This is a genomic window from Terrabacter koreensis, assembly GCF_054783315.1.
Genome location: NZ_BAAGQU010000013.1, coordinates 1 through 24,473, shown reverse-complemented (window position 1 = coordinate 24,473; position 24,473 = coordinate 1). Strand labels below are relative to the sequence as shown.

Genomic DNA, 24,473 nt, shown 5'->3' with positions numbered 1-24,473 from the left:
CCGTATGTGGCGCAGCCGAGTGCGGCAAATGTGGACCCCGTGAGCGCTCCCGACAAGCGTGACCTCCGTCACGCCGCACGAGCCCGCCGGCGTGGGCTCGCCGCCTCGATGGACCGCGAGGCGTCGGCGGCCGCCCTCGCCGAGGCGGTGCTACGCTTCGTCCCCGACCCGTCCCGGGTGGCCGTCTACGAGTCGCTGCCCGACGAGCCGCCCACCGGACGCCTCGTCAAGGAGCTGCTCGACGCCGGGCACGAGGTCATCGTGCCCGTGGTCCTCGACGACTGGTCGCTCCAGTGGAGGTATGCCGTCCGCGGCGCGTCGGGCGACCGCGCGACCGTGAGCCGGCCCAGCCGTCTCGCCGCGGCCGCCGACACCGGTACCGCCACCGACACCGCCACCGACACCGACACCGACACCGACACCGACACCGACGCGTATGCCGCACGGGACGGCTGGCTCGGCACCGACGCCCTCGCGACGTGCGACCTCGTCGTCACTCCCGGCCTGTCCGTCGACGCGCACGGCACCCGCCTCGGCCAGGGCGGTGGCTGCTACGACCGCGCCCTGCTGCACCGCGACTCCGCGGCGCCCGTCATCACCCTGCTGCACGAGGGCGAGCAGAGCGAGGCCGACCTGCCGAGCGATGACCACGACGTACCGGTCGACGGCTACGTGACGACGACGGGTCGCGTCGTCCGCCTGCGCTAGGGCGTCGTCGCCGGCTTCAGCGGGACGAGGGTGAGCTCGTCGGCGGAGGCGTCGCGTACGGCGTTCTGGTTGAACGGCCACGGGAAGGTCTCGTTGGCCGCCCACGCGTCCACCTGGTCGGCGTAGTGGTCGTCGTAGGTGTGCCCGGACTGCCCGGTCGAGTTGACCCAGCGTGACGCGTCGAGGTTGCCGAGGTCGACGACCATGCGCATCGACGGCCCGTTGGTGACGTCGTAGCCCGGCTTCGAGGCGTTCCACGAGTTGGCGTTGACGATGGAGTTGCCGCCGCCGAGCTCGATGTCCTCACGGTTGAAGAGGCTCTGCACCACGGACGGCACGCCCTCGGCGCCCATCACCTGGTGCTTGAGGTCGAGCTGGTGCAGCCGGCCCCAGCGCCACGTCGCCGGCACCTTGCCGAGCTCACGGGCCAGGTCGAGCCGGGCCTCGACGAGGGCGCGCTTGAGGATCTCGCCCGAGCCCTCGGTGACACCCGGCGTCGTCTTGTCGTCCCACCAGTCGTTCTTGGGGTCCTTGAGCAGCTGCTCCATGACGACCATCCACCGGCTGCCGCCGTCCGGGGCGATGTCGGGCGGCAGCTCGTCGAAGGTCAGCTCGAGGAGGTACTTCCACACCGCGTTGTAGTACGCGGCGGAGGCGGAGTCACGGGACTTGTCGCTGGGCTGGCCGCCGTCCCAGTCACGCAGCAGCCGCTGGGCCTGGGCCGTGAAGTCGTCGACCTGGACGGCGAGCAGCCGCTCGACGAGGCCCGACGCGTACGTGTTGCGGCTGTCGCCCTGGATCTGCGTCATCGTCTCGGGCGAGACCTTCGGCGCCGCCGCCAGCAGGGTGCGGATGCGCTGGGCCCGGAAGCCGTAGTCCCACTCCGAGGTGAGGAACGGGGTCTGGCTCGCCGTGACGGCCTGGTTGGCGGTGACGATGAAGCCCTCGGCCGGGTCGAACGTCTGCGGCAGGTCGTCGAAGGGCACGTAGCCCTTCCAGTCCCACTGCGAGTCCCAGCCGGGCGCCGGCCAGAAGCCGGGCGGCGCGCCCGGGGTCGAGGAGCGGCGGACGGGGATCTTGCCCGGCGCCTGGTAGCCGATGTGGCCCGCGGTGTCGGCGTAGACAAGGTTCTGCGACGGCACCGAGAAGAGCGCGGCCGCCTTGCGGAAGTCGGACCAGCTGCCGGCCTTGTTGAGCGCGAAGATCGCGTCGGCCGTCGTGCCCGGGGTCAGCGCCGTCCAGGCCAGCGACACGGCATACCTGTTGGACTGGGCGGCCCCACGCACGACGCTGCGGTCGCCCGCGGTGTCGATGGCCGGCACGACGTCGGACAGGACCGGCCCGTGCACGGTCGAGCGCACGGTGATGGGGACATCGGCCCCGCCCGCGACCTTGATGACCTCCTTGCGCTGGACGAGCGGCTCGTTGCTGCCGTCGCGCAGGTACGAGTCGCCGGTGACCTGCTCGAGGAAGAAGTCGGTGACGTCGGGGCCGAGGTTCGTCATGCCCCAGGCGACCTTGTCGTTGTGGCCGATGACGACGCCGGGCAGGCCCGAGAAGGTGAAGCCCGAGACCCGGAACGGGCACGCAGCGCTCACCGTGCGGCACTGGAGGTTGACCTGCCCCCAGATGCCGGGGATGGAGAGGGCCAGGTGGGGGTCGTTGGCGAGCAGCGGCTTGCCGGTGGTCGTGCGGCTGCCGGAGACGACCCACGAGTTGGAGCCGATGCCGTCGCCGCGCCCGAGCAGGGCCGGCACGGCCTCGATCGACGCGAGCGCCGACGCGACGGCCGTGCTGCCGTCGGCGGAGCGGAACTGCCGGAGCGCGGCAGGCTCGGCGCTGGCTGCCTGGTCGGCCTCGGCCGCCGGCTGCCAGTCCTGGGGCGAGAGGATCGGCAGGTTCCGGTCGACCGGGTAGGGCGGGTAGAGCAGGTTGATCTGCTTGAGCGAGCGCGTGGTCCGCGACAGCTGGGCGCGGGCGAGCTCGTCGCGGTAGTCGCCGCGCAGGTCCCAGGCCATCGCCTTGAGCCACGCGAGCGAGTCGACGGGGGTCCACGGCTCGACGCGGTAGTTCGGGTTGCGCCGCGAGAGCACGGTGTACTCGAGCGACATCTTCTCCGGAGAGCCGGCCTGCTTGATGTACGCGTTGACACCGTCGGCGTACGCCTGGAGGTACTGCCGCGTCTCGGGCGCGAGCTTGGGCAGCTCCTGCTCGGCGACGCGACGCCATCCCATCGTGCGGATCACCTTGTCGGTGTCGACGGCCGAGCTGCCGACGAGCTCGGCGAGCCGGCCGGCCGTCACGTGCCGGCGCAGGTCCATCTCGAAGAAGCGGTCCTGGGCGCTGACGAAGCCCTGCGCGCGGAAGAGGTCGTTGGCGTTGTCGGCGTAGATCGACGGGATGCCGCGGTCGTCGCGGCTGACGGAGACCGCGCTGGTCAGGCCCTCGATCTGCAGCTCGCCGGCCGTCTCAGGGAACGACTGTCGCACCACGGAGATCGCCACGATGCTCGTCCCGACCACCGCCATGACGAGGAGGACGACGACGAGCAGGACGATCTGACGAGCGCGCTTCAACCGTGACACGCGAACGAGCCTAGGCCACCGCCGAGGGGCGCGGCCCACGCCCGGAGGGCGCCGCGCCGCATCGTTGCCGAGCCGTCACGTCAGGCGTCGACTGCCGCGGACACGTGCCCGGGCGCGCACGTCGGGATGGTTGGATTGCCCCACACCTCAGGAGCTGCCGTTGCCCGCACTCGCGTCCATCACGTCGTCGAGCATGACCCTCGACGACCTGACGCGTGTGCTCCTCATCGGCTCGCTGGTGCTCCTCGTGGCCGTCGCCGCCGTCCGCCTGTCGGTGCGTTCGGGTCTGCCCTCGCTCCTCATCTACCTCGGCATCGGTCTCGCGCTGGGCAACGCCGGCGCCGGCATCCAGTTCGACGACGCGTCGACGACGCGCGTGCTCGGCTACGCGGCCCTCGTGCTCATCCTCGCCGAGGGTGGCCTGACGACGTCGTGGAGCAACATCAAGCGGTCGGTGGCCCCCGCTGCCGTGCTCTCGACGGTCGGGGTGGTCGTCTCGGTGCTCGTGGTCGCCGTCGCGGCCCACACCTTCCTGCCCCTGTCGTGGACCATCTCGCTGCTCATCGGGGCCATCGTCTCCTCGACCGACGCCGCCGCCGTCTTCGCCGTGCTGCGCAACGTCGCGCTCCCCCGCCGCATCTCGGGCATGCTCGAGGCCGAGTCCGGCTTCAACGACGCCCCGGTCGTCATCCTCGTCGTCGCGTTCGCCTCGCAGGGCTTGCCGGGAGGGACCAGCGATCCCTGGTGGGTGCTGCTCTTCCACACCGTGGTCGAGCTCGCGGGTGGCGCGCTCGTGGGTGGCGTCGTGGGGTGGGCCGGCGGGCAGTTGCTGCGCCGGGTGGCGGGCGCGTCGTCCGCCCTCTTCTCCATCGGGGTCGTGTCGCTCACCGTCCTCGCGTATGCCGTCGGCGCCGCCGTCCACGTGTCCGGCTTCCTCGCGACGTACCTCGCCGCGCTCGTGCTCGGCAACATGGGCCTGCCGAACCGCGTGGCCTTCCAGAGCTTCGGCAACGCGATGGGCTGGATCGCGCAGATCGGGCTCTTCGTGCTGCTCGGCCTGCTGGCCGACCCGCGGCGCCTCGACGAGATGTTCGTCAAGGCCCTCGTCATCGGGCTCGTGCTGCTGCTGGTCGCCCGGCCGCTCTCGGTCGTCGTGTCGGTGTCGTGGTTCCGGGTGCCCTGGCGCGAGCAGGCGTTCCTCTCGTGGGCCGGTCTGCGTGGGGCGGTGCCCGTCGTGCTCGCCACGGTGCCCCTCGTCACCGGGACGCCCGACACCGAGTGGATCTTCGACCTCGTCTTCATGCTCGTCGTCGTCTTCACCGTCGTTCAGGGCCCGACGCTGCCGTGGGTCGCGAAGCGGCTCGGCCTCACCGAGCAGGTGCACTCGGTCGACGTCGACCTGGAGTCGACCTCACTCATGGAGATCGGTGCCGACGTCATCCAGGTGACGGTCGGCGCCGAGTCACGGCTGCACGGCGTCGCCGTCTTCGAGCTCCGCCTCCCCAAGGGCGCCAACGTCACCCTCGTCGTGCGGGGCGGCGAAGGCTTCGTGCCCGAGCCGCACACGACGATCCGGCACGGCGACCGGCTGCTCGTCGTGACGACCTCGAAGGTCAAGCAGCGCACGGAGCGCCGCATCCGCGAGATCAGCCGCGGCGGACGCCTCGCCGGCTGGCCGTAGACTGGCCTGCGGTTCATTCCCCATCCGACGTCCGAGGTTCACCTGTGCCCACCTACTCCTACGCCTGCCAAGAGTGCGGCCACGCGTTCGACATCCGCCAGTCGTTCACCGACGATGCGCTGACCGTGTGCCCGAGCTGCGGCGAGCCCCGGCTGCGCAAGGTGATCCACCCGGTCGGCATCGCGTTCAAGGGCTCCGGCTTCTACAAGACCGACTCGCGGGCGGCTGCGAAGGGCTCGTCCAAGGGCTCGGGAGCGTCGACCCCGTCCGGTGGCGACAAGAAGGACACCGCGAGCGCCTCGTCCTCGAGCTCCTCCGACACCTCGGGCAGCCCCTCGGGCGGCTCGTCGACGTCCTCGAGCGGCGGCTCGTCGAACGGCTCCGGCGGCTCCTCCTCGACGTCGGGCAGCGCCAGCACGTCGTCCTCGTCGTCCTCGTTGTCCACAGCCTCCTAACGTCACGGGGCGTTGTCCCCACCCGTTGGCGTGGGTCGCGCCGGCCTGCCGGCGGCACCCCTAGGCTCGCCGCATGATGACTGACCAGGTGCCTCTCCCGACGATGCCCGACCCCGCCGGCCAGCGCGCCGAGATCGGTGTCATCGGCGGCTCGGGTCTCTACGAGTTCCTCGACGACTACGAGACGGTCGACGTCGACACCCCGTTCGGGCGCCCGAGCGACCCGCTCGTCGTCGGCGAGGTCGAGGGCCGCTCGGTCGCGTTCGTCGCCCGGCACGGCAAGGGGCACCGCTTCGCGCCCCACAAGGTCAACTACCGGGCCAACCTCTGGGCCCTGCGCGCCGTGGGGGTGCGCCAGATCCTCTCGCCCTGCGCGGTCGGGTCGCTGCGGCCCGAGCACGGGCCCGGCACGATCGTCGTGCCCGACCAGGTCGTCGACCGCACCTGGGGCCGCCCCCACACCATCTACGAGCAGGAGGGGCCCGTCGTCCACGTCGGTTTCGCCGACCCCTACTGCCCCAACGGGCGCCAGGTCGCCATCGCTGCCGCCCGCCTGTCCGACCTGCAGGTCGTGCCCGACGGCACCCTCGTCGTCATCAACGGTCCCCGCTTCTCCTCGCGTGCCGAGTCGGCGATGCACCAGCAGGCGGGCTTCGGCATCGTCGGCATGACGGCGATGCCCGAGGCGGCCCTGGCCCGTGAGCTGGCGATGTGCTTCACGACCATCGCGATGGTCACCGACCACGACGCCGGCGTCGAGGGTGGCGAGGCGGTCACGCACGAGGAGGTGCTGCGCGTCTTCGCGACCAACGTCGAGCGCCTCGGTGCCATCCTGCGCGACGCCATCGGCCAGATGCCGGCCTACGAGCCGGACGAGTCCGCGACCTGCCCGTGCCGGCGCAGCCTCGACGGGCTGGAGCTGCCGCTCACGCTGCCCTGATGTCCGGCCTGCATCGACCCCGCTCCGGGTCTCGCTCACAGTGGCCCGACGGGCCGCGGCGTCGCGGTGCTCGTCGGTCGCGGTGGCGCCGGGGGCTCGCAGCCGTCCTGGCCGGGGCCGCGGCCCTGGTCACCATCGGAGCCCTGCGCCCCGCGCCGGCCGACGGCGTCGGGGCCCCGACGCTGGTCGTGCTCCGGGACGTCGCTTCCGGTGAGGTCGTCTCGGCCGACGACGTCGAGGTCGTCAACCGGCCGGGCAGCCAACGGCCGGCGACGGCGCTCACCTCCCCCGAAGCCGCCGTCGGCCGCATGGCCGCCGGGCCTCTCGCCACGAGGGAGGTGCTGACGCCCGAGCGCCTCCTCGGCGGCGACCTGCTCGCCGGGCAGCCGCCCGACCACGTGGCGCTCAGCGTGCCCGTCGTCGACGCGAGCTCCGTCGGGGTGCGGCCCGGCAACCGTGTCGACCTCTACGCCACCGGCACCGGCACGCAGGTCGCCACCGACGTCGTGGTGCTGGCCGTGCACGACTCCGCAGAGACGACGGGGCTCGGCGTCGCGGCCCCGCCGCGGCTCACCCTGGCCCTCGCGCCGCAGCAGGCCGCCGACGTGGCACGCGGACTCGGCGCCCTCGAGGCCGGCCAGAGCCTGGTGCTCGCCATCCACCGCACCGGCCCTGCGACGCAGTAGGGTTCGAGACGTCCGGCACGACACACGAGCCACAGCCGACCCGTGTGCAACCTCCACCGACACACTGGAACCCCTGGCAACCCCACGCAGACGAGGGTCGAGGTCGCGCCCAGCGACGGCCCGGTGCTCGTCTCCCTGATGGGCGAACTGCCTGATCCTCGGGGGTCACGAGAGACAGGACAAGCGAATGATCAAGGGCTTCAAGGACTTCCTCATGCGAGGAAACGTCATCGACCTCGCGGTCGCGGTCGTCATCGGCACGGCGTTCGGCAAGGTCGTCGACGCCTTCGTGAAGATCATCATGGACCTCATCGGCAAGCTCGGCGGCCAGCCGGACTTCTCCTCCTTCAAGCCCGGCGGCGTGTCCGTCGGCAACTTCCTCACCGCGCTGGTGAGCTTCCTCATCGTGGCGGCAGCCGTCTACTTCATGGTCGTCGTTCCCATGAACCACCTGGCCGAGCGACGCAAGGCCGGCGTCGAGCCCGAGCCCGAGGCACCCTCGGAGGAGGTCATCCTCCTGCAGGAGATCCGCGACGCCCTCCGGGCACGCTGACCCCGGGGTCACACCGTCACGGGACCAACGCCACGTCGAGGGCCCACTTCCCCACACGCACCAGCCCGGAGGAACTGAGCACGCGACGCGCACAAACAGACGAGTGCCCACTTCCCGACTCGTCGGGAAGTGGGCACTCGATGGCGTGGGGACGGCTGGGGGCAGGTCAGGCAGTCGTCGAAGCCGCGGGGCTCGGGTGGTCAGCCGGCCCAGGAGCGTTCGTCCCGTAGGCCTTCGGGCGCTCGTAGCCACCGAAGATCTCGGCCAGCGCCAGCGGTCGGGCCGCCTCGTCGTGGCGGCCGGCGCGCTGGAGGGTGCGGCCGAGCAGCAGGTGGGCGTACGCGTCGGTCGGGGCCTCCTCGATGACGCGGGCCAGCGTGACCTCCGCGCGCCCGAGCTGGGCGGACTTGAAGTAGGCGCGCGCCAGCAGGAGCCGCAGGTCGGTCACCGAGTGCAGCACCCCCTCGGACGAGGAGGCCAGCTGCGCGGAGTCGATCTCGTCGACGAGCTCGGCGAGCGCGGTGGCAGCGGCGAGGAAGTCACCTCGCTCGAACAGACCCTCGGCCCACGAGAGTCGCAGCGAGAAGGGAGTCGTCGTGTTCATGCCGCCCACAACGCCGCGAGATCGTACAACATTCCACGACCGCGAGGGCCCCAGCCCGACCTAGCCGCATTCTGGGGCCGGCCACCTCACTCGTAGTGCGGCGGCCGCTGCTCCTCGAGCCAGCGGTCGCCGACGCCGGAGCCGGACGGACGTTCACCCCAGCCGAGGTCCAGCTCGTCGCTGCTGTGTCGCAGCCCGGCACCGGGCTCGTCACCGTCACCGTCGCCGTCGGTCCCGGTGTCGGCCGTGCCCTTGCGGAACACGCGACGGCGCTTGCGCTTCGGGCGGGCCGGCGCGGCTGCGTCGTCACCGCGAGTGTCGCCGCGAGTGCCGCCGCCGGGAGTGCCGTCGCTGATCTCGCCGCCGCCCGGGGTCGCGGTCGCGCCCTGAGCGCCCGTGTCCGGGGTGGGTGCGGCCGGGTCGCCCGAGGTGCTCGCGCCGTTCTGGTGGACGTCCGGCTGCTGCGCCGCTTCCTCAGCCTCCGCCTCCGGTGCAGGAGGCGGTGACGTGGTGCGGGCGACGGTGAGCAGCCGGGCGATCTCGCGGGCGGGGTCTCGGAAGAGGTCGGTGGTCCAGACGCGCTCGTGCACCCAGCCGAGGCGGGCGAGCTGTTCGGGCCGCAGACGGTCACGGTCGCGCGTGCTGCGCAGGGCGGCATACCGGTCGCCGTCCGTCTCGACGGCGACCAGCGCGCGACCCCGGTGGTAGGGGTCCTCGATCGCGATGTCGATGCGGTGGCTCGCCGTGCCGTAGTCCTCGTGCACGGTGAGCCCCTCGCGGCGCAGCCGCCTGGCCAGGTCGCTGCGCAGCGGGTCGCTCGTCATGGGGGCGGTCGCGAAGAGCGTGCCGTCGTCGGAGGCGACACCGCGACTCTCGGCGTACGCGAGGAAGTCGCGCAGCATCGTCGCCCCGCGGGCCTTGAGGCGGCTCGGGTCGAGGTCGCCGGCGCGCAGGGCCGACACCACGGTCATGCGCGAGCGGGCACGCGTGATCGCGACGTTGAGACGTCGCTCGCCGCCCTCGTTGTTGAGCGGCCCGAAGCGGTGCAGCACCCGGCCGTGCGGGGTCTTGCCGTAGCCGATCGAGAGGATGATGGCGTCACGCTCGTCGCCCTGGACCCGCTCGAGGTTCTTGACGAAGAAGCGCTCCTCGCGCGCCTCGTCGAAGAACCGCGAGACGTCGGGCGCACCCCTGAGGGCCTCGGTGACGGCGTCCTCGAGCCGGTCGGCGTGCTTGATCCCGAGGGCGATGACCCCGAGGGACTCCGTGGGCCGGGTGCGGGCGTGCTCGAGGACGAGCTCGACGACGCGGGCGACCTCAGCCTCGGTCGTCTCGATGGCGTCGACGCCCGGTTGCACCTCCGCCTGGCCGTCGACCGGTTCGAAGGTGACCGCCGAGTCGATGGACGTGCCGGGGAACGTCGTGAGCCGCCCGTCGTACATCGACTGGTTGGCGAACGCGATGAGGCGCTCGTCGCGGCTGCGGTAGTGCCAGGTCAGGTTCCGGGTGGGGAGGGTCGCGGCCAGCACGTCGAGGACGGACTCGAAACCCTCGGTCAGGGCCTCGTCCACACCGGCGGGGCTGTCGGACTCGTCGTCGGAGACGACGGTGAAGAAGTTCGTCGGCGGCAGCTGACGCTCGTCGCCGGCCACGACGACCTGACGCGCACGAGAGATCGCCGAGATCGCCTGGGCCGGCTGCACCTGCGAGGCCTCGTCGAAGATCACGACGTCGAACCAGCGCCCGGGGGGCAGGGTGGACGCGACGACGAGCGGGCTCATCGCCCAGCAGGGCTTGATCGCGGTGAGAGTCGTGGCCGCGTGCGGCATGAGGTCGCGCAGCGGCCTGTGACGGCGGGCCTTGCCGGCCTCGGCCCGCACGAGGGCCTCGTGGGCGGGGTGGTCGGCGAGGACCTCCCGCACGTTGCGGGCCACCGCCGAGCGCACCCGTTCGACCGTCGCCTTCTGGTGGTCACGGTCGGCCTCGGCGAACTCGGCGACGTCCCGGCGCAGGCCGGCCCCGTCGTGCGCGCCGTAGGCGGGGTCGCGCACCGTGATCTCCTGGGCGAGCGAGGCCCACCAGACGTGCTCGACCTCCGCCGTCACCTGTTCGGTGGGCGTGCCACGACGCGCGAGGTCGTCGACCAGGGCTCCCAAGCCGGTGGCGCGCACCTCGTCGAGGACCGACGTCACCTGCGGCAGGACGGCGATGCGGTCGGGGCGGGCCGCCAGCGCGACCAGCCGCTCGCGCAGCTCGGCGAGCGGCAGCGAGGTCAGGGTCTGCCCGCCGGGTCCGGGCTGGAGCCGCTCGTCGAGCCACTCGAGATCGGTGGTCAGGCTGCCGAGCAGGGCCAGGCCCTCGTCGAGCCGGGGCGAGATCTCGGGGCGGCCGCCGCCGCCCACGAGCGCGAACCAGTGCTCGCGCTGCTCGCTCGCCGACACGAGCTCCTCGTGGAGGTTGGCCGGCGGGCGGCCAGGACGCAGCAGCCGCTTGGTCTGCTGGCGGATGCGCCAACGCTCGAGCCAGCCCATCTCGATGTCGCGGTTGTCGCGCCAGTCGCGCGTCGCCGTCGCCGCGATGTGCTCCTTGAGCGGGATGTCGAAGACCTCTGGCCGGAACACCTCGAGGGTCTCGCGGACGTCGGCCATCGTCGCGAACGCAGCCTTCCAGTCCTCGAGCGAGTTCGCCTCCGGCACATGCGATTCCGAGAGGATCGCGTTCAGCTGACGAGCGGCGTCGTCGAGCCCGCTCGTGCTGTGACGGGTCGTGATGTCGAGCGCCTTGGAGGCGTCGTCGGCGGTGAGGATGCGCGCGGCGTACCACGGGTCGTCGCCGTCGCGCGTCCACGCGCCGAGGCCGGCGGCGTCGCGGAGGCGCCGACCGAGCTCGACGGCCCGGGTGCGGCTGAGGCCGGCGAGCTCGCGACCCCCGATGCGCACGTGGCTCGTCGGCGCCGGCGTGCGGGTGCCGAGCTCGACGAGGGCCTCCTGCGCCTCGTGCGCGGACACGCCCCACGGGTCGCGCACGGCGTGCAGCGCCTGCACGTGCGCCTGGAGGCGGGCGCGCCGCTCGCGCAGCGTCGCGGTGGTGCGGTCGCTGACCGGACCGTCGTTGTCGACCGCGGCGTCGAGGCTCCGCGCGAACTGCTGCGCCGTGGCTCGCTTGTTCGTCGGGCCGTCGTACGCGTCGAGCACGAGGTCTCCGAGGCCGAGCCGGTCGAGACGGCTGAGCACCGCGTCGATGGCCGCACGCTTCTCGGCGACGAAGAGCGTCGACTTGCCCTCGGCAGCGAGCGACGCGATGAGGTTGACGATGGTCTGCGACTTGCCCGTGCCGGGAGGGCCCTTGATGACGAGGTGGGCGCCGGCGCGTACGGCGTCGATGGCCGCATGCTGCGACGAGTCCGCGTCGAGGACGAGGTGCTCGTGCTCGGGGTCCGGGTCGGGCTCGCTCTCGGGCACGCGCAGCCGCACCGCACCGAGCGCCGACTCGTCACCGGCGAGTGCCGCCACGACGTCGTGGTCGGCGAGGCCGGCGCCCTGCAGGGCGAGGTCGGCGACCATCGGGAGCTTGGCGTAGGAGAAGGTGCCGAGCACGAGCCGCGGCGCGATCGCGAACTCGGGCACGGCCGCGCACTCGTGGCCGAGGGCGGCATACACCGGGTAGGGGTCGAAGCCGTTGCCGACGGTGGCGAGGTCGGCGAGCGCGTCGCCGTCGATCTCGATGCCCTGCTCGGAGCGGAGGTACTCGCGCAGCACCGGGTTCAGCTCGACCTCGGGCCCGAGGTCGAGCTCGAAGTCCTCCTGCGCCGCGCCGGTGGGCCGAAGCACGCACGACCGCAGCAGCACGGGGGCCGCCGGTGGGCGGGCCGCACGGGGCACCGACCACGTCGCCATGCCGATGGCGACGAAGCCCGCCGCGATGCCGCGCTCCTCGCGCAGCTCGAGGGCCTTGGACCGGATGGCGCGAGCCCGGCGGCGCGCCTCGTCGAAGGCGACCGGCTCACGCACGAGGTCGGACAGGCGCGTGCGCCGGCCGGCGAGCAGCATCGAGACGCCGCCCGGGTGGGCGGTCGTGAGGTCGAGCGTTCCCGAGGGCAGGTCGCGATACCAGAGCAGGGTGTTGCGGCCGCCGAGGTCGACGAGCGTGCGCTGCCACGTGCGCACCGCCGCCGCCACACGGTCAGCGCGGGGATCGCCCGACGACTCGGCCTGGAGGGCAGGGTCGGTCCTGGGGGCGTCCGTCATTCCAGCAGGCTAACCAACGAAGCCGTGCGGGCCTGCCATCGACAGACCCGCACGGCGGAATCGCTTCCCGGCCGGACGGCATACGTGCTCGGGGTCCGCGTGGCCCCGCCCCCTACGGTCGGTGGGTGTCGTCGGGAAGAGCGCGGTCAGGCCTCGATCGGGTGGCCGCTGAAGGAGCCGGTGCCGCTCTGCACCACGGCGCCCGAAGGGTCGAAGACCGAGAACCGGTAGGTGCCGGAGATCGTGTACCTGCGGGCCTTGCCGCGCACGCGCACGCGGATGGTGATCCCCGGGCTGCCGGGCCCGCCGGGTCCGGGCTGGCCGAACCAGAACGTCGCCTTGAACGCACCGCCGCCCAAGGAGGCCCAGGTCCCCGTCCCGGGAGGACCGGCCGGGGAGATGTCGTGCACGACGATGACCCGGCCGGCCGCGAAGCTGACGACCGTCTTCGCTCGGTCGGTGCTCGGGGCGTCGTCCCTTCGGTTGATCACCCAGCTCCCGCTCGGGGCAGCACCGCTGCTCCCGCTCGCCGACGCCGACGACGCACCCGTCACGCTGCCGACGGCCACGGCACCCGCGGCCCCCGCGCCGACCAGAACTCGCCGGCGGTTCATGACCTTCTCGTCCATTAGGACCTCCTCGTCGGGGCCCGGGTGGGCCCCGTGGAACTCCCAGAGTCGAGGGCCGCCCGAGAGCACGTCAAGAGGGCGACTTGCTTATGCGCAGCATGCGTGCTATGTGAGCTGTGGCTGCGAATCGGCTTGCCGGAAAGGGGTGGCCGCGGGCTCCAGCTGCGCCATGACGGAGCCCGCCGCGAGGGTCACTCCGGTGAGGTGCAGCCGCAGCGGCGCCGTGTCGCGTGCCGCGTCCGTCATGGCCGATGCCCACGCTTCCGAGCGCGCCTCGGCAGGGTGGGCGCCCTCGCGGTAGGCCTCGAGGGCGCGGATGGTCACGTGGCTCGCGTCGGTGCGGCCCGTGAGGAAGTGCCCGGGACCGGCGAACGCGCGGGCCTGCGTCATCCACCCCTCCAGCGTCTCGCGCGTGGGCCGGGGCGGGATGGCGACGACGGTCACGGGCCAGCGACCGCCGTCCTCGGGCGGTGCGTCCTGGCGATGGGTCCCGGCGAGCACCGCCGCACGGCCGTCCTCGTAGAGCCGGTCGAAGACCTCGTTGCGAGATCGTGCCGGGACGAGCCGGTCCGGTGTCACCGCGGGCCCTCCGACGACGATCGGCTCGTCACCACGTCCCCAGACCGGCGCTTCCGACGCCCCAGCGCCACCATGAGACCGATGGCACCACCCGCCATCGCCAGCCAGATGATCGCGAGCCCGACGAAGGCGCCCCGGCGGTCCGGCTCGGACGTGACGGCAAGCACCGCGAAGGTCGCGGCCGCGGCAAGGAGGCCGGCGCAGAAGAGGATGGAGTACAGACGGAGCGCGCTGTCGTTGTTTGCGAACCTCCTTGCGTACCAAGGGCCCCCGATAGCGAGCAGCGCGAGCGCGCCGCAGAGGTAGCCCCACGCCTTGCCCTGCGCCACCGACACCGCAGCAGCGGCCAGCACCCCGCCCGGCAACACCCATCGCAGTACTCGCACCGTCGCGTGTCCCTTCTCCCACAACCCGATCGCTCCGCGGGATCTTGCCAGAAGCGCGCCAGCTCCCGTGGAGCGCGGCCGGCGCGGGCCGATCCACGCCGCCGCTGGGCAGGCTCTCGCGACCGTGCGCTGGCAGAGTGACCCGCATGACGCAAACCCCTGAGGCGCACGGGACGCGGTCGGAGTCAGGCCTGTCCGACGAGGACTTCGCGCCGGTCTGGGCCGACGACGACCGGCCGCGCATCCCCCGCGTGGCGGACGAGCGCGCGGCGCTCACGGCATACCTCGAGTACTACCGGGCCACCGTGGAGATGAAGTGCCGCGGACTCACTCCCGAGCAGGCGCGGACGCGATCCATGCCGCCCTCGACGATGTCGCTGCACGGCCTCGTGCGACACCTGGCCGGTGTCGAGCGCTGGTGGTTCCAGCAGAACTTCGAGCGCCGCGACGTGCCGTTCCTCTTCTTCACCGAGGACCAGCCTGACCTCGACTTCGACCCGCCCGCCGACGCCGACTTCACCGAGGACCTGAAGACCTGGCGCGCCGAGTGCGCAGTGTCGCGCGAGATCGTCGCCGCCCACGACCTCGACGACACGGCACGGCCGCTCGACTGGTACGAAGACGTCGATCTGCGCTGGCTCGTGCTGCGGATGATCACGGAGTACGCGCAGCACTGCGGTCACGCGGACCTGCTCCGCGAGGGGGTCGACGGCCGCACGGGCGCCTGAGGATGCCGAGTACATTGCCGAGGTGCCCCAGCAGCCCCCTCGCCTGACGACCGCTCGGCTGTCGCTGCGGCGGCCGGAGGAGCATGATGCCGCGGAGATCCTCGAGATCCTGTCGAATCCGTCGGTCGTCCGCCACAACCCGTCGGACCGGGTGACGCAGCTGGACGACGTCGACTCGCTGGTGCGGCGGTGGCTGCGTCACTGGGAACAGCACGGGTTCGGCAACTGTGGCGTCTTCGAAGAGGAGACGGGACGGCTCGTCGGCAACTGCGGTGTGCGCTGGACGACGATCCACGAGGAACGCTTCCTCAACCTGATGTACCGCTTCCCTCCCTCGACCTGGGGGCGGGGTTACGCCACGGAAGCCGCGGCCGCTGTGGTGGGCTGGGCCCAGGAGTCGCTCCCCGGCGAGATCGTCGTCGCCCGCATCCGCCCCTCGAACCGGGCCAGCCAGAGAGTCGCGGCCAAGGTCGGCCTGCGACGAGATCCCGACTTCGACGGCGAGGGCGACGACGGCCTGGACTGGGCCTTCACCGACCGTGCGATGACGTTCTCCAGCCCCTGATCGCCCGGCACACCTCTCCGCCGATCCCGCGACCACAGCTCATCCTCGAGATCCCGTTAGGTTCGGGACATGACCGATCGGACCACCTGGACCACCACCACCCACCGCTGGGCCGCCGACGTGGACCGTGTCCACCTGGAACACGTCCGCCGCCAGCTCGGTCGGGGCCAGGCCGCCGGTGGCCGTCGGCATCTGATGCTCGAAGTGCTGGCGTACGCGCAGGACGAGGCCGCCAGTCTGGGCCACATCGGCACCGTGACGGTGACCGTTCGATCCGACGGAACCGTCACCATCGACGACGACGGGCGCGGCACGGACACGCGCACCGACAGCGACGGCGCCGTCGTGCGCAAGCCGGTCATGGCGACCGCGGACGTGCGCTTCAACGACGTGGTCCAAGCGCCGAGGCTTCCGGACGGCCTCCCCCGACGCGGCATGTCGACCGTCTCGGCCCTGAGTGAGGAACTCGTTCACGACAACCATCGCGGCGGCTCCTCCTGGTCGCAGACGTACCGCTTCGGCATCCCCGACGACGAGCTGACCTCGGTCCCGTACCGGGGCCGGACAGGGACGCGCATCACCTTCCGCTCCGATGTCGACGGACCGCGCGACCTCACCGACGCAGACCTTCGAGCCTTCCCGAACCTGGAGGTCACCCGCGACGGAGTGCTCGCCGCCGGCGGATCCGGTCATGCCCCCGGCTGACGATGCGCCGGAGGCACCATGCGTCAGTGTGTCGCGCGTGCCCGTGGGCTCGGTCGAGCTCCATGGCTCATGGAACGCGGAAGCACTCTTCCTCTCGTGCCGATGAGCGCTAAAGGACCGGCACACGAGGAAGGGCGTTGCGGCTACGGTTTCAACGCGTCGCGGCGTTGGATGGGCCGACGCAACCAGCAGCCGGCACGACACGATCGCCGAACACTGTCGCGTGATTTGGCCGGCTCGGCCCGGGGTCCCCACTAGCGTGGCGGCGCAAGGACAGGGGGCGTCATGGGCCGGACTGGGGCCGTGGTCGGCAAAGCACTGCGCATCGCGCTCATCGTCATCGGCGTGGGCGTCGCCGGCTACCTCGCACTGATGATCCTGCTCTTCCACTCGCTGCAGGAGCCGTATCCGTATCTCAAGGTTTCCAACGAAAGCGGCCGCCCGCTGCTCATCGAGTACGCCGACTCCGAGACACCCCCGGGCGTGGTGGGGCGTCGGGGTTCCCTCGTGTGGGGCACGAAGGGCTACTGGATGGCGAGCAGTAGCCACCAGTGCGAGCGGGACCGGCTGGTGGCTCGCGACCTGCAGGGCACCGTGGTCGCGCGTCGCGAAGGTGCCTGCAGCTCAGACACGTGGACCATCACCGGAGAAGGCCTGCCCCCACCACTCCTCGAGCAGCGCGTGCCTGTCGGGCCGGACCAGGTCGAGGTCCGACTCATCTTGGGGGCCCACGGCACGGAGGACCCTGTGGTCGCGTGGTGGCGGGAGCTGCCACAGACCCTCAGTCGCGCCGGGGCCGGGGGCTTGCCTTCGGGAGTGGCCGTGTATGGCCCCTTCGTCGAGAACGGGCAGTTGACGATGTACGTCCAAGGGCCCTCTGCTGCAACGGTCTTGGAGTTTGCCCGCACCGGGCTCCTGCGCCCCTCACCCGGCAGGGTAGTCGCGTACGTCAGCGCCCCGGGTCAGCCGGCCCCGCAAACGGGAACGTCGGTGCTCCTCGAGGCCACGTCCCGACCGACGAACGCCCGAACTCGCTGAGAAGAGCCGAAGAAGTAGGCAGGGTGCATCGTTCGCCTCTGCCGCCGATGGGATGCGAGAGTGATGGGATGACCGACGGCGTGGAGATGTCGCCAGGCTCGTGGGTGCCACCCGCTGGCATGCGGCCTGCCTGGAACTGGACGCCACCGTATGGGCTCACAGCCCGCTTGGATCAAGTGCCGCTCTGGGTCCGCATCTGGTTCCGGACACCGTTCGTGGACCGGTTCGCTCACTCCTGGATGTGGTACCACGGCGGCTGGGAGATCCTTTCGCCGCGTCCAAAGGGCCCAGACGACGCTGGAGATCGGTCGCCCCTCGTGCCGCAACCTCCTCCGCCGACGCAACACCAAGCTCGCACGCAGGCCGACATGTAGGCGTCCGCTATTGCCGCTCGTCGAACGGGCATCGGGTTGTGCCGCTCGTCGAACGTGCCGATCATCGGACGTAGCAGATCTCCGATCCCGAGAACTGCGCGAGGCCGGTCAGGACGTGAACCAGTCGTTCCTACAGCCCGTGGTCGTCCGCATCTGCATTGCCGGTGACCACACCCAATCGCAGACCGTCATCCTGACGCTCACACCATCGGCGATCCCACCTTCTGACACGCAGCCGTTGTAAACGATGTTGCCACCCCAGGCCCATCCACCCCCCTGGATCGAGGCGTTCGCCCCGTCGCCGTCCCCGCTGGCCATGTCGCAGATAACGATTCGATTGTTCGAATCGTCGTACCAGCCGTATGCCTTCCCACTCGCCGAGAACAAGGTGTGGTCTGCTGCATTGGCCGGCGCTGCCATCGTCACCACCGCTACGGACGCCGTGGCCGCGGCCACGGCCACGGTGGCGAACTTTGAGACGAACTTCATGTGCTACTCCCCTGTGATTGGCTGTGAAGAGGCGGGCGCGCTCCCTCACTCATATGGACGAACGGATGGCAACGTGCCACGTTGACCATCAGCGGGGAGCATATCGTCACGAAAAGGCGTAATGCGGACTCGCGCACGGCTCTCTGTTCACGGTCGACACCTCCACGGCTGCAGCGAGCAGGCCGACGTGGCAATGGCGTTGAGCGTCCCGGGAAAGTTGGCCCAGCGGCTCAGCCGATTCAGCCTTGGCGGCCGGGCACAGGGGTGCCCCCACCCTCGAAGCGCCAGAACGCGTGGAGCGCCCGAGCACCCCGTCGGCCGTCCGTAGGCCACCGCATCGCGGCTCGGTCCCCGGCGATCGCGACGCGAACCCGGGTGGCGCCCTTAACGGCGCGCTCGCATCGATGCGATGGGCTTACGCCACGCTGAATCGAGACCGCTGGCATGCCGCTCGACGAATGAGGTCCGACTTTGCCGCTCTCCGAGCGCCACCGGGCGCAACTACAGCCGGTCCGGTAGAACTTGCTGACGCAGACAGGGAGAACTCCATGCACGCACGCCGGACCGTCGGCCTCATCCTGGCCGTTGCCCTCCTGGGCAGCGGCTCATTCGCACTCGGACGCGCCACGGGCGATGACGTCACCTGGCACGAGGGCACCGCGACCCTCGGAGGCACTGAGACCTCCCCGCAGTTCACCGCCACCTCTAACGGCGAGGAGGACTGGACCTTCGGCGCACGCGATGGCGTCCCGCGCTGGGTGGACGCTCGAGGAGAGAGCCACGACGGAGGATGGCCCGACTGCTTGCTGCCGCCGACCGAACGGCACCCCTCTCGGTCGCAGGTGGTACCCATCAAGTTCGCCACCGTGCCGGTTGACGAGGGCAGCTTCGGTTCGGGCCCCCGCGTGGTCGCCGTGGACTGCCAGTCCTGACAACCGAAGACCAACGTCCCAATCTGCCATCCTTGGGGCTTGACTCGGCAGGGCGGTGCCGGCCCCGGTAGTTTCGCGCCCATGAGGACTGCAGGGGGCCTGCCGCTGGTACTGGCTGTGCTCGCGCTGAGTGCGTGTGCTGACACAACAGGGGACACGCAACGCGCAGTAGCCAAGTGCTCACTGCCAGTCGAATCGCAGCTCGGGCTGACGTCCGGGCAGTCGTGGGAAAAGACCCAAGTGTCGGTCGAGGAACTCGCTGACGGAGGGCTACGGGTATCCGCAGTGGCCACCGTCCGCACAGCTGGCAGTGGCGACGTGAGCGACCGCCCTTATGTGTGCATAGTCGCTCCGGACGCGAGCGACGAGCGCGGTTACCGCGTCGTAAGCGTTCAAGTGCAGCCGACATAGCTCCCTCGACGCGGAACGTCCGGATCCGCCGCAGGAGGTCCGGCCTTGACCCGCGCGGTCCTACGAGACGCGGCTTGCTCGTAGGAATCGCGCTTGATCGGTTGCGATTGCCACAAACAGGGCGCACCCCAGCCACAACCACGAATCGCCGACGATGGCGAGCACCACGCAACCAATACCTGCCAGCGCGCAGACCACAACGTCGGTAACTAAATCACTCCTGCCGGTCCGCCGAATCTGTGCCATGTCCAGACGAGCCAACGCCGACGCGTAGACCCCGCGGCCCAGAGCCAGCCAGGACGGGGGCGCCGCAGCGACAACCAACAAGTGCACATTCTCTGACAGTGGGACTTCGAAGGCCCGTAGCGAGGTGATGACCACCACGGTGAGTGTTGCGATGACAGCGCCCCATGCCGTCACCCGCTCCTTGGTAAACGGGATTGGGTCTTCGATGGGCGGATTTGCGCGCCATTTGATGGCTACCAACTGTTCCCCTGCACGCGTGGATGGTAACGGCGTTCATCGGCGACTCGTGCAGAAGCGCTCGCGGTCGTGGGGACATTCCATGATGCCGCGCCGAGGACTTCCGTCGTGCGCGTATCTGAACGAGCGAATGTGTCACTCTGACGCGCGTGACCATGGCCGTCCTGCGTGAACGACTTCCATCTCCAGACCGCCTGCGCGAGCTGTCCTTGGCCCTTGCCGTCCTTGACGTCGCGATGAGCCCGGAAGACGACCCCGAAGACCGCTACTTCCGCTTCGATCCGCACGACCCCTCTGGTGTGGCACTGGCCAGCATGGACAACGGTTCAGGCGATCGCTACTTCATCGCCTTCACCGACGAGGCAGTCTTCGGCTGGGGATTCGCGCACGAGTCCGCGATGAACCCCTTCACACTCACACCTGTCTCGCCGTGGCCGGGACTCCTTGACGGCATGCCAACCCAGTTCGAACTCCTGACCCGGGACGCTCGCTTCCAGCTCGCTGACGTTCTCATGGCAACCGCAGCCTTCTGGTCCACGGACGGACGGACTTGGCATACCGGGAACGCCGCCCCGCCGGCGGACGATCCGGACCCTGACGGAGCCGAGGAGCTCTTTCATCTGATCCTCGAGGACAGCCCTGACGCGTACGCGCGCTTCGCCCAGAACCACCTCGAGATGAGCCCCAGCGAAGCAGCCCTCAGCGCCGTGTGCCAGTCACACCCGCTCGACCCCTCGACCCTCTCCGCACTCAACCCCGACGCCGACTACGAGAGAGTCCGCGAACAGCTCGACGAGCTGGGTCTTTCCACGTCGTAAGCGACATCCGCGCAAGTGCCGCAACCCGATCGCTTGATGAACCTCGCTGGATCCGAGCCGCTAACCTCCCTTTGTGCACGAGACCGCGCTGAGCCTGGCTGAGTTCTTCGGCGCCAGGCCCGGGCGAGCCGTTGGGGACGAGGGCCAGCTGGTCGACCTGGTCCCCACGCAGATCGGGACGCTGGCCGTGCCCTCGGGCAGGCTGGGGGCGGTCGACCCGTTTGCGTCGTTGGACAGTCCACTCGAGGTGCAGGTCGAGCCTGGCGTCTACCCAGTCATCCTCACTCAGGCCACCTATCCTTCGGATGACGACACAGAGTTCAGTGATGCCGCCTACCTATCCCTCGTGCTGGCCGACGGCGAGCCCGTCAGCGTCGAGCCGGCGCCCGGAACCTGGGTCGACGCAACGTTGCACGGCGTCACGACATACGGAGGTGGAGTGGGCCTCGTCGACGCCCTCGCCGCTGCCGGCCAGATCCTGCCGCCCGAGTCCCCGGAATTCGAGGCGTGGACCACCATGGCCGGTCAGCACCCGCAGGGTGTCCTCGATGCGACGCTCCCGTGGGCCGCGCACGGGGAGAACGTCATCGGGGTCATGAGTCCCAGCGACGACGGTGAGTACCCGCTGTACGTGACACGTGACGCGAGCGGCAATCCGCTGGCGGTCCATGTCGACTTCCTCGTGGTTGGAGAGGGCCGATACCAGTTCGCCGTCCATGAGTGGCCACCATCGCCAGAGGTTCCCGCAATCCGGCTCAAAGCCGCACCCACCAACCACTGGTCGTGACCGACGCTCATGCCGCACCAGCCGCACCTGGCCCAGACGTACACGGTGACCGTCCCTGAGGAGGCTTCGGCACGCGCCGTGGCCGACGAGCTCGCCGCCCGTGGGCACGCCCTGGTCGCCGTCCGGGAGGTCGACTGGGCGCTCCGTGACCCGTCCAGTTTCTGGTTCGGCAAGCCGACGATGCGACCGCGCGAGCAGGGCCACTGAGACGTCACCTCCATCGCGACCGGGCCCCTCCCCGACGACGACGAACGCTGGTGGCAGGCGCAGGAGGACCATGCGGTGCGGATGCTGGCTCAACGGTTCGGGGGCCGCTCCTCTGGCAGCGGCACCGGGCACACCGCAACGCTCATGCGGTCGTTCACGCGGGTCGGCCTCGTCCACGAGCTCGACGACGTCACCGTGCACGAGCGCCGGTTGACAGCCTTGGCGGGGAGCCCGGCCCGGGCCGGCGACCGTGAGCGGCACGAGTCGGACGCCGTGGACGAGGACCTGCTGGACGGGCCCGGGGAGCCGGTGAGGCTGGCCGGCGTCGAGGACGTGAACTGGGCTCGGCTCGAGCACGCCTACGGCAACGCCGCCGACGTCCCCCGGATGCTGACCGGGCTTGCAGCCAACAACGACCAGTGGAGCAAGCACCTGGACGACCTTGTCGGCTCCGTGACTCACCAGGGCAGCAGCTACAGCTCCACCGCGCCCGCATTACGGCTCGTCGCCCATCTGGCCGCGGCACCTCAACTCTCTCCGAAGCGACGCCTGGACCTCCTTTACACCTTGTTCCTCGCAGCCGCCGCGTTGGACGAGGCGCGCGCGTACGGGTACCGCCCCGAGCCGTACCACGAGGCGGTGCGCGTGACCGTCACCGACGCCTCCGAGGACCTCTTGGCCCTGTGGCCGACGATCTCGCGCGCCGAGCAGCGAGTCCTTCTGCTCCTCGCGGCGTTGCCGCGCCACCCGGTCCCCCCGCATGACCTGACCGACCCGGCCAGCAGACTGGCCATGACCATGATCCGCGACGAGGACGAGGCAGGCGCCCTGCTCGAGAGGCTCGCCAAGAGCAACGAGGACCTCATCGAACTCGCCCAGGAACAGGCGCCTCTGCGCTCCCGTCTGGTCGCCGCGCTGGAGGTCCTCCTCTGGGACCGTTGAACGCCCAAACCGGGCTACAACGAGCCGGGCGACCCGACCTGGTCAAGGCGGCCGTCCCCTGTCGCCGCACTGCCGGCGAACGCCCGACCCTGCCACGCTCAGGAACCTCATGGCCGCCTTGGAGGCAACCCAGGTAAGGCACCTCGGCACAGGCGGCTGACAAAATAGCGATGTGAGCGCCCACCGCAGCACTGACTACGAGATCGACTCCGACCTCGCCCGCATGGACCTCGATCGTGTTCATCAGTGGCTGTCCACCGATGCTTTCTGGGCACTCGGGCGTACCCGCGAGACCGTCGAGACGGCGGCGCGCAACTCGTTGAACTTCGGGGCGTTCACCCGCGACGGAACTCAAGTGGCGTATGCACGCGTCGCGACCGACCATGCAACCTTCGCCTGGCTTTGCGACGTGTACGTCGACCGCGACCACCGCGGCCAAGGGCTGGGCACCCGATTGTCGGAGGCCGTCGTTGCCAGGCTCCGGCCCCTGGGTCTGAAGCGGGTGCTGCTCTCGACACTCGACGCCCACGACGTCTATGCCCGCGTCGGATTCGTACCCATGCCCAACCCTGAGAAGCTCATGATCCTCGACCAGTCAGGCAGCTAAGCCTTCGCATGCTCATGCCGCCCAGCGGTCATCGGGACCAGCAGCGGTGGGCGCCGGCGACATTGGACCAGTGACCGACCGGGACACACGGAGCGTCGGCCAGGGGCTCCGATCGGCTACAGCGCAAACGCCCACCGGGTCAGCAGTTCGTGCGCTTCTCGTAGAGGCTGCGCGGCAGCCACCTCGTGCGTGTCGGCGCTGCCGCGCCGCCGCTCGACCTGGAACGACCCGTCGGAAAGCCGGAGCGCCTGCGCGTACGTCTGACCTGACGCGTCCACGACCTTCTCGACGATGACCCACGACCCGTCACCCGCAGCCAGGTCCTCGAGTAGCAAGAGGAGGACGTCCTCGGAAGGGTCGTCATAGGTGTCGCCGTTCTCCATCACTGCTCTGAACGTGCGTGTGGGCATACCTGAAGCCTCTCGCATGCCAGCGCCGCCACCAACACATCGCAGGAACCCGCCGGAGGTTGCCTCAGCGCGGCCGGCCCGGCAGGGCCTCGCGGCAGCGAGGTTTACGACAACCCTTCCGGCGAGGTTTCAGCGAAGGTTTCGGCCATGCCCCGCCCGTGGAGTATGGCTGAAACGCGCTGCCGCCGATGGTCCGCTCCGCCGCGCCGTGGGCAGCCACGCGCCGGCCGCCAGCCGCGGTCCAGTAGCCTGTCTCCCGTTGGTCGGCCCGGCAGGGCCTGGTTGCATCAAGGTTTACAGCTGCGACGAGGTTTCCATCGAGGTTTCAGCCATGCCCCGCCCTCGTAGCTCAGGGGATAGAGCACCGCTCTCCTAAAGCGGGTGTCGCAGGTTCGAATCCTGCCGGGGGCACCACACGTCGTATGACTTCGCCTGATGCTTGACCTTCGGGCTTCGCCTGATGCCCGACAGTGTTTCGGGTGATGGTTGACAGCTGCGTCGGCTGACCATTGACGCTCTCCTGATGAAGGAGATGAGCGTGGCCGAGCAGCGATACAAGGCGGTCGAGTGCCCCAGCACGGCCCACACCGCCAGACCATCAAGCACGACCCGCAAGCTCTGTCGACGACGCTCGAAAATGAGGCCATAGCGACGGTCGAAAACGAGGCCACCCAGACAGATTGGATGGGTGATCTCAGTGGAGGATTGGGCTCTGCTCCGGCGGCTGGTCGCCGATGGTGTGCCGCAGCGTCAGGTCGCGCGGGACCTGGGGATTGGTCGGGCGACGGTGGCGCGGGCGGTGGCGTCGGACCGGCCACCGAAGTACGAGCGGCCGGCCGTATCGACGGCGTTCACACCGTTCGAGCCGTTGGTGAGGCAGTTGCTGATCGAGCATCCGGACATGCCCGGCACGGTCATCGCCGA

At 70.4% G+C, this 24,473-nt stretch carries 25 protein-coding genes and 1 tRNA gene; 17 read left to right on the top strand and 9 right to left on the bottom strand.

Annotated elements, in window-relative coordinates:
• The first annotated feature begins 39 nt into the window (after positions 1-39).
• Positions 40-708, top strand: coding sequence for a 5-formyltetrahydrofolate cyclo-ligase (locus tag ACYVNR_RS20775; RefSeq protein ID WP_461050743.1), 669 nt, complete (start codon positions 40-42; stop codon positions 706-708).
• Here ACYVNR_RS20775 and ACYVNR_RS20770 read toward each other — a convergent pair.
• Entirely contained in the window at positions 705-3,236 is a 2,532-nt protein-coding gene (locus ACYVNR_RS20770) for a penicillin acylase family protein (RefSeq protein WP_461050800.1), read from the bottom strand. The two genes, ACYVNR_RS20775 and ACYVNR_RS20770, sit on opposite strands and share 4 nt — an antisense overlap.
• Before the next feature lie 217 nt (positions 3,237-3,453).
• Between ACYVNR_RS20770 and ACYVNR_RS20765 the strand changes: the two genes are divergently transcribed.
• From ACYVNR_RS20765 to mscL, 5 genes are all read left to right on the top strand, one after another.
• Complete coding sequence (locus ACYVNR_RS20765; RefSeq protein WP_082080618.1) at positions 3,454-4,974, top strand: potassium/proton antiporter; 1,521 nt, start codon at positions 3,454-3,456, stop codon at positions 4,972-4,974.
• Positions 4,975-5,018: 44 nt separating this feature from the next.
• Positions 5,019-5,429 carry an FmdB family zinc ribbon protein gene (locus ACYVNR_RS20760; RefSeq protein WP_461050741.1) on the top strand — a complete coding sequence of 137 codons (411 nt, stop codon included), beginning with the start codon at positions 5,019-5,021 and terminating at the stop codon, positions 5,427-5,429.
• Between the two features lie 73 nt (positions 5,430-5,502).
• Positions 5,503-6,369, top strand: coding sequence for an S-methyl-5'-thioadenosine phosphorylase (locus ACYVNR_RS20755; protein ID WP_461050739.1), 867 nt, complete (start codon positions 5,503-5,505; stop codon positions 6,367-6,369).
• Positions 6,369-7,055 carry an SAF domain-containing protein gene (locus ACYVNR_RS20750; RefSeq protein ID WP_461050737.1) on the top strand — a complete coding sequence of 229 codons (687 nt, stop codon included), beginning with the start codon at positions 6,369-6,371 and terminating at the stop codon, positions 7,053-7,055. The genes ACYVNR_RS20755 and ACYVNR_RS20750 overlap by 1 nt, the downstream gene beginning before the upstream one ends.
• Positions 7,056-7,242: 187 nt before the next feature.
• Positions 7,243-7,608 (top strand): large conductance mechanosensitive channel protein MscL, encoded by a 366-nt coding sequence (gene mscL, locus ACYVNR_RS20745; protein ID WP_045186806.1) that lies wholly within the window; start codon positions 7,243-7,245, stop codon positions 7,606-7,608.
• 166 nt (positions 7,609-7,774) lie between these two features.
• Here mscL and ACYVNR_RS20740 read toward each other — a convergent pair whose 3' ends face one another.
• From ACYVNR_RS20740 to ACYVNR_RS20720, 5 genes are all read right to left on the bottom strand, one after another.
• Entirely contained in the window at positions 7,775-8,212 is a 438-nt protein-coding gene (locus ACYVNR_RS20740) for a tetratricopeptide repeat protein (RefSeq protein ID WP_461050735.1), read from the bottom strand.
• A gap of 86 nt (positions 8,213-8,298) precedes the next feature.
• On the bottom strand, positions 8,299-12,459 hold the full coding sequence (locus ACYVNR_RS20735) for an AAA domain-containing protein (RefSeq protein ID WP_461050733.1): 4,161 nt from the start codon (positions 12,457-12,459) through the stop codon (positions 8,299-8,301).
• A 146-nt stretch (positions 12,460-12,605) separates the two neighbouring features.
• Positions 12,606-13,088 carry a hypothetical protein gene (locus ACYVNR_RS20730; protein ID WP_045186814.1) on the bottom strand — a complete coding sequence of 161 codons (483 nt, stop codon included), beginning with the start codon at positions 13,086-13,088 and terminating at the stop codon, positions 12,606-12,608.
• A gap of 105 nt (positions 13,089-13,193) precedes the next feature.
• Positions 13,194-13,667: a hypothetical protein gene (locus ACYVNR_RS20725; RefSeq protein WP_461050730.1), complete on the bottom strand. Its 474-nt coding sequence runs from the start codon at positions 13,665-13,667 to the stop codon at positions 13,194-13,196.
• The gene (locus ACYVNR_RS20720) at positions 13,664-14,053 is read right to left on the bottom strand and encodes a hypothetical protein (RefSeq protein ID WP_461050728.1); all 390 of its coding nucleotides are present in this window, start codon (positions 14,051-14,053) and stop codon (positions 13,664-13,666) included. Before ACYVNR_RS20720 ends, ACYVNR_RS20725 begins: the two co-directional genes overlap by 4 nt.
• 146 nt (positions 14,054-14,199) lie before the next feature.
• Here ACYVNR_RS20720 and ACYVNR_RS20715 point away from each other — a divergent pair, with 146 nt between their 5' ends.
• From ACYVNR_RS20715 to ACYVNR_RS20700, 4 genes are all read left to right on the top strand, one after another.
• Positions 14,200-14,781: a DinB family protein gene (locus tag ACYVNR_RS20715; protein ID WP_461050726.1), complete on the top strand. Its 582-nt coding sequence runs from the start codon at positions 14,200-14,202 to the stop codon at positions 14,779-14,781.
• Between the two features lie 22 nt (positions 14,782-14,803).
• Positions 14,804-15,346, top strand: a complete 543-nt coding sequence (locus ACYVNR_RS20710; RefSeq protein WP_461050724.1) for a GNAT family N-acetyltransferase — start codon at positions 14,804-14,806, stop codon at positions 15,344-15,346.
• Between the two features lie 69 nt (positions 15,347-15,415).
• Complete coding sequence (locus tag ACYVNR_RS20705) at positions 15,416-16,051, top strand: ATP-binding protein (protein ID WP_461050722.1); 636 nt, start codon at positions 15,416-15,418, stop codon at positions 16,049-16,051.
• Positions 16,052-16,354: 303 nt separating this feature from the next.
• Entirely contained in the window at positions 16,355-17,089 is a 735-nt protein-coding gene (locus ACYVNR_RS20700; RefSeq protein WP_461050720.1) for a hypothetical protein, read from the top strand.
• Between the two features lie 482 nt (positions 17,090-17,571).
• On the opposite strand, the gene ACYVNR_RS20695 is transcribed toward ACYVNR_RS20700, so the two are convergent.
• Together ACYVNR_RS20695 and ACYVNR_RS20690 are read right to left on the bottom strand one after the other, a co-directional pair.
• Positions 17,572-17,952, bottom strand: coding sequence for a hypothetical protein (locus tag ACYVNR_RS20695; protein WP_461050718.1), 381 nt, complete (start codon positions 17,950-17,952; stop codon positions 17,572-17,574).
• Between the two features lie 1,403 nt (positions 17,953-19,355).
• Complete coding sequence (locus tag ACYVNR_RS20690; protein ID WP_461050716.1) at positions 19,356-19,781, bottom strand: hypothetical protein; 426 nt, start codon at positions 19,779-19,781, stop codon at positions 19,356-19,358.
• 146 nt (positions 19,782-19,927) lie between these two features.
• Between ACYVNR_RS20690 and ACYVNR_RS20685 the strand changes: the two genes are divergently transcribed.
• From ACYVNR_RS20685 to ACYVNR_RS20665, 5 genes are all read left to right on the top strand, one after another.
• A complete protein-coding gene (locus ACYVNR_RS20685; RefSeq protein ID WP_461050714.1) occupies positions 19,928-20,596 on the top strand; it encodes a hypothetical protein in 669 nt (222 codons plus the stop codon).
• A gap of 73 nt (positions 20,597-20,669) precedes the next feature.
• Positions 20,670-21,383: a DUF4241 domain-containing protein gene (locus ACYVNR_RS20680; RefSeq protein ID WP_461050712.1), complete on the top strand. Its 714-nt coding sequence runs from the start codon at positions 20,670-20,672 to the stop codon at positions 21,381-21,383.
• Between the two features lie 45 nt (positions 21,384-21,428).
• On the top strand, positions 21,429-21,590 hold the full coding sequence (locus ACYVNR_RS20675; protein ID WP_461050710.1) for a hypothetical protein: 162 nt from the start codon (positions 21,429-21,431) through the stop codon (positions 21,588-21,590).
• A 273-nt stretch (positions 21,591-21,863) separates the two neighbouring features.
• Positions 21,864-22,532: a hypothetical protein gene (locus ACYVNR_RS20670; RefSeq protein ID WP_461050708.1), complete on the top strand. Its 669-nt coding sequence runs from the start codon at positions 21,864-21,866 to the stop codon at positions 22,530-22,532.
• A gap of 172 nt (positions 22,533-22,704) precedes the next feature.
• The gene (locus ACYVNR_RS20665) at positions 22,705-23,139 is read left to right on the top strand and encodes a GNAT family N-acetyltransferase (protein ID WP_458801527.1); all 435 of its coding nucleotides are present in this window, start codon (positions 22,705-22,707) and stop codon (positions 23,137-23,139) included.
• Between the two features lie 116 nt (positions 23,140-23,255).
• Here the strand turns inward: ACYVNR_RS20665 and ACYVNR_RS20660 are convergent, their stop codons facing one another.
• Positions 23,256-23,549, bottom strand: a complete 294-nt coding sequence (locus ACYVNR_RS20660; protein ID WP_045186844.1) for a hypothetical protein — start codon at positions 23,547-23,549, stop codon at positions 23,256-23,258.
• Between the two features lie 338 nt (positions 23,550-23,887).
• Between ACYVNR_RS20660 and ACYVNR_RS20655 the strand changes: the two genes are divergently transcribed.
• Both ACYVNR_RS20655 and ACYVNR_RS20650 read left to right on the top strand, forming a co-directional pair.
• Positions 23,888-23,963 (top strand) — tRNA-Arg (locus tag ACYVNR_RS20655).
• A gap of 274 nt (positions 23,964-24,237) precedes the next feature.
• A partial coding sequence (locus ACYVNR_RS20650) for a helix-turn-helix domain-containing protein (RefSeq protein WP_461050705.1) occupies positions 24,238-24,473 on the top strand: 236 nt, incomplete at its 3' end.

What these genes read in the sequence shown, in the direction of transcription:
- ACYVNR_RS20770 (WP_461050800.1), bottom strand. Translation starts at nt 3,236, where the DNA reads ATGGCGGTGGTCGGGACGAGCATCGTGGCGATCTCCGTGGTGCGACAG.
- ACYVNR_RS20755 (WP_461050739.1), top strand. Translation starts at nt 5,503, where the DNA reads ATGATGACTGACCAGGTGCCTCTCCCGACGATGCCCGACCCCGCCGGC.
- ACYVNR_RS20750 (WP_461050737.1), top strand. Translation starts at nt 6,369, where the DNA reads ATGTCCGGCCTGCATCGACCCCGCTCCGGGTCTCGCTCACAGTGGCCC.
- mscL (WP_045186806.1), top strand. Translation starts at nt 7,243, where the DNA reads ATGATCAAGGGCTTCAAGGACTTCCTCATGCGAGGAAACGTCATCGAC.
- ACYVNR_RS20740 (WP_461050735.1), bottom strand. Translation starts at nt 8,212, where the DNA reads ATGAACACGACGACTCCCTTCTCGCTGCGACTCTCGTGGGCCGAGGGT.
- ACYVNR_RS20735 (WP_461050733.1), bottom strand. Translation starts at nt 12,459, where the DNA reads ATGACGGACGCCCCCAGGACCGACCCTGCCCTCCAGGCCGAGTCGTCG.
- ACYVNR_RS20730 (WP_045186814.1), bottom strand. Translation starts at nt 13,088, where the DNA reads ATGGACGAGAAGGTCATGAACCGCCGGCGAGTTCTGGTCGGCGCGGGG.
- ACYVNR_RS20715 (WP_461050726.1), top strand. Translation starts at nt 14,200, where the DNA reads ATGACGCAAACCCCTGAGGCGCACGGGACGCGGTCGGAGTCAGGCCTG.
- ACYVNR_RS20705 (WP_461050722.1), top strand. Translation starts at nt 15,416, where the DNA reads ATGACCGATCGGACCACCTGGACCACCACCACCCACCGCTGGGCCGCC.
- ACYVNR_RS20695 (WP_461050718.1), bottom strand. Translation starts at nt 17,952, where the DNA reads ATGAAGTTCGTCTCAAAGTTCGCCACCGTGGCCGTGGCCGCGGCCACG.
- ACYVNR_RS20660 (WP_045186844.1), bottom strand. Translation starts at nt 23,549, where the DNA reads ATGCCCACACGCACGTTCAGAGCAGTGATGGAGAACGGCGACACCTAT.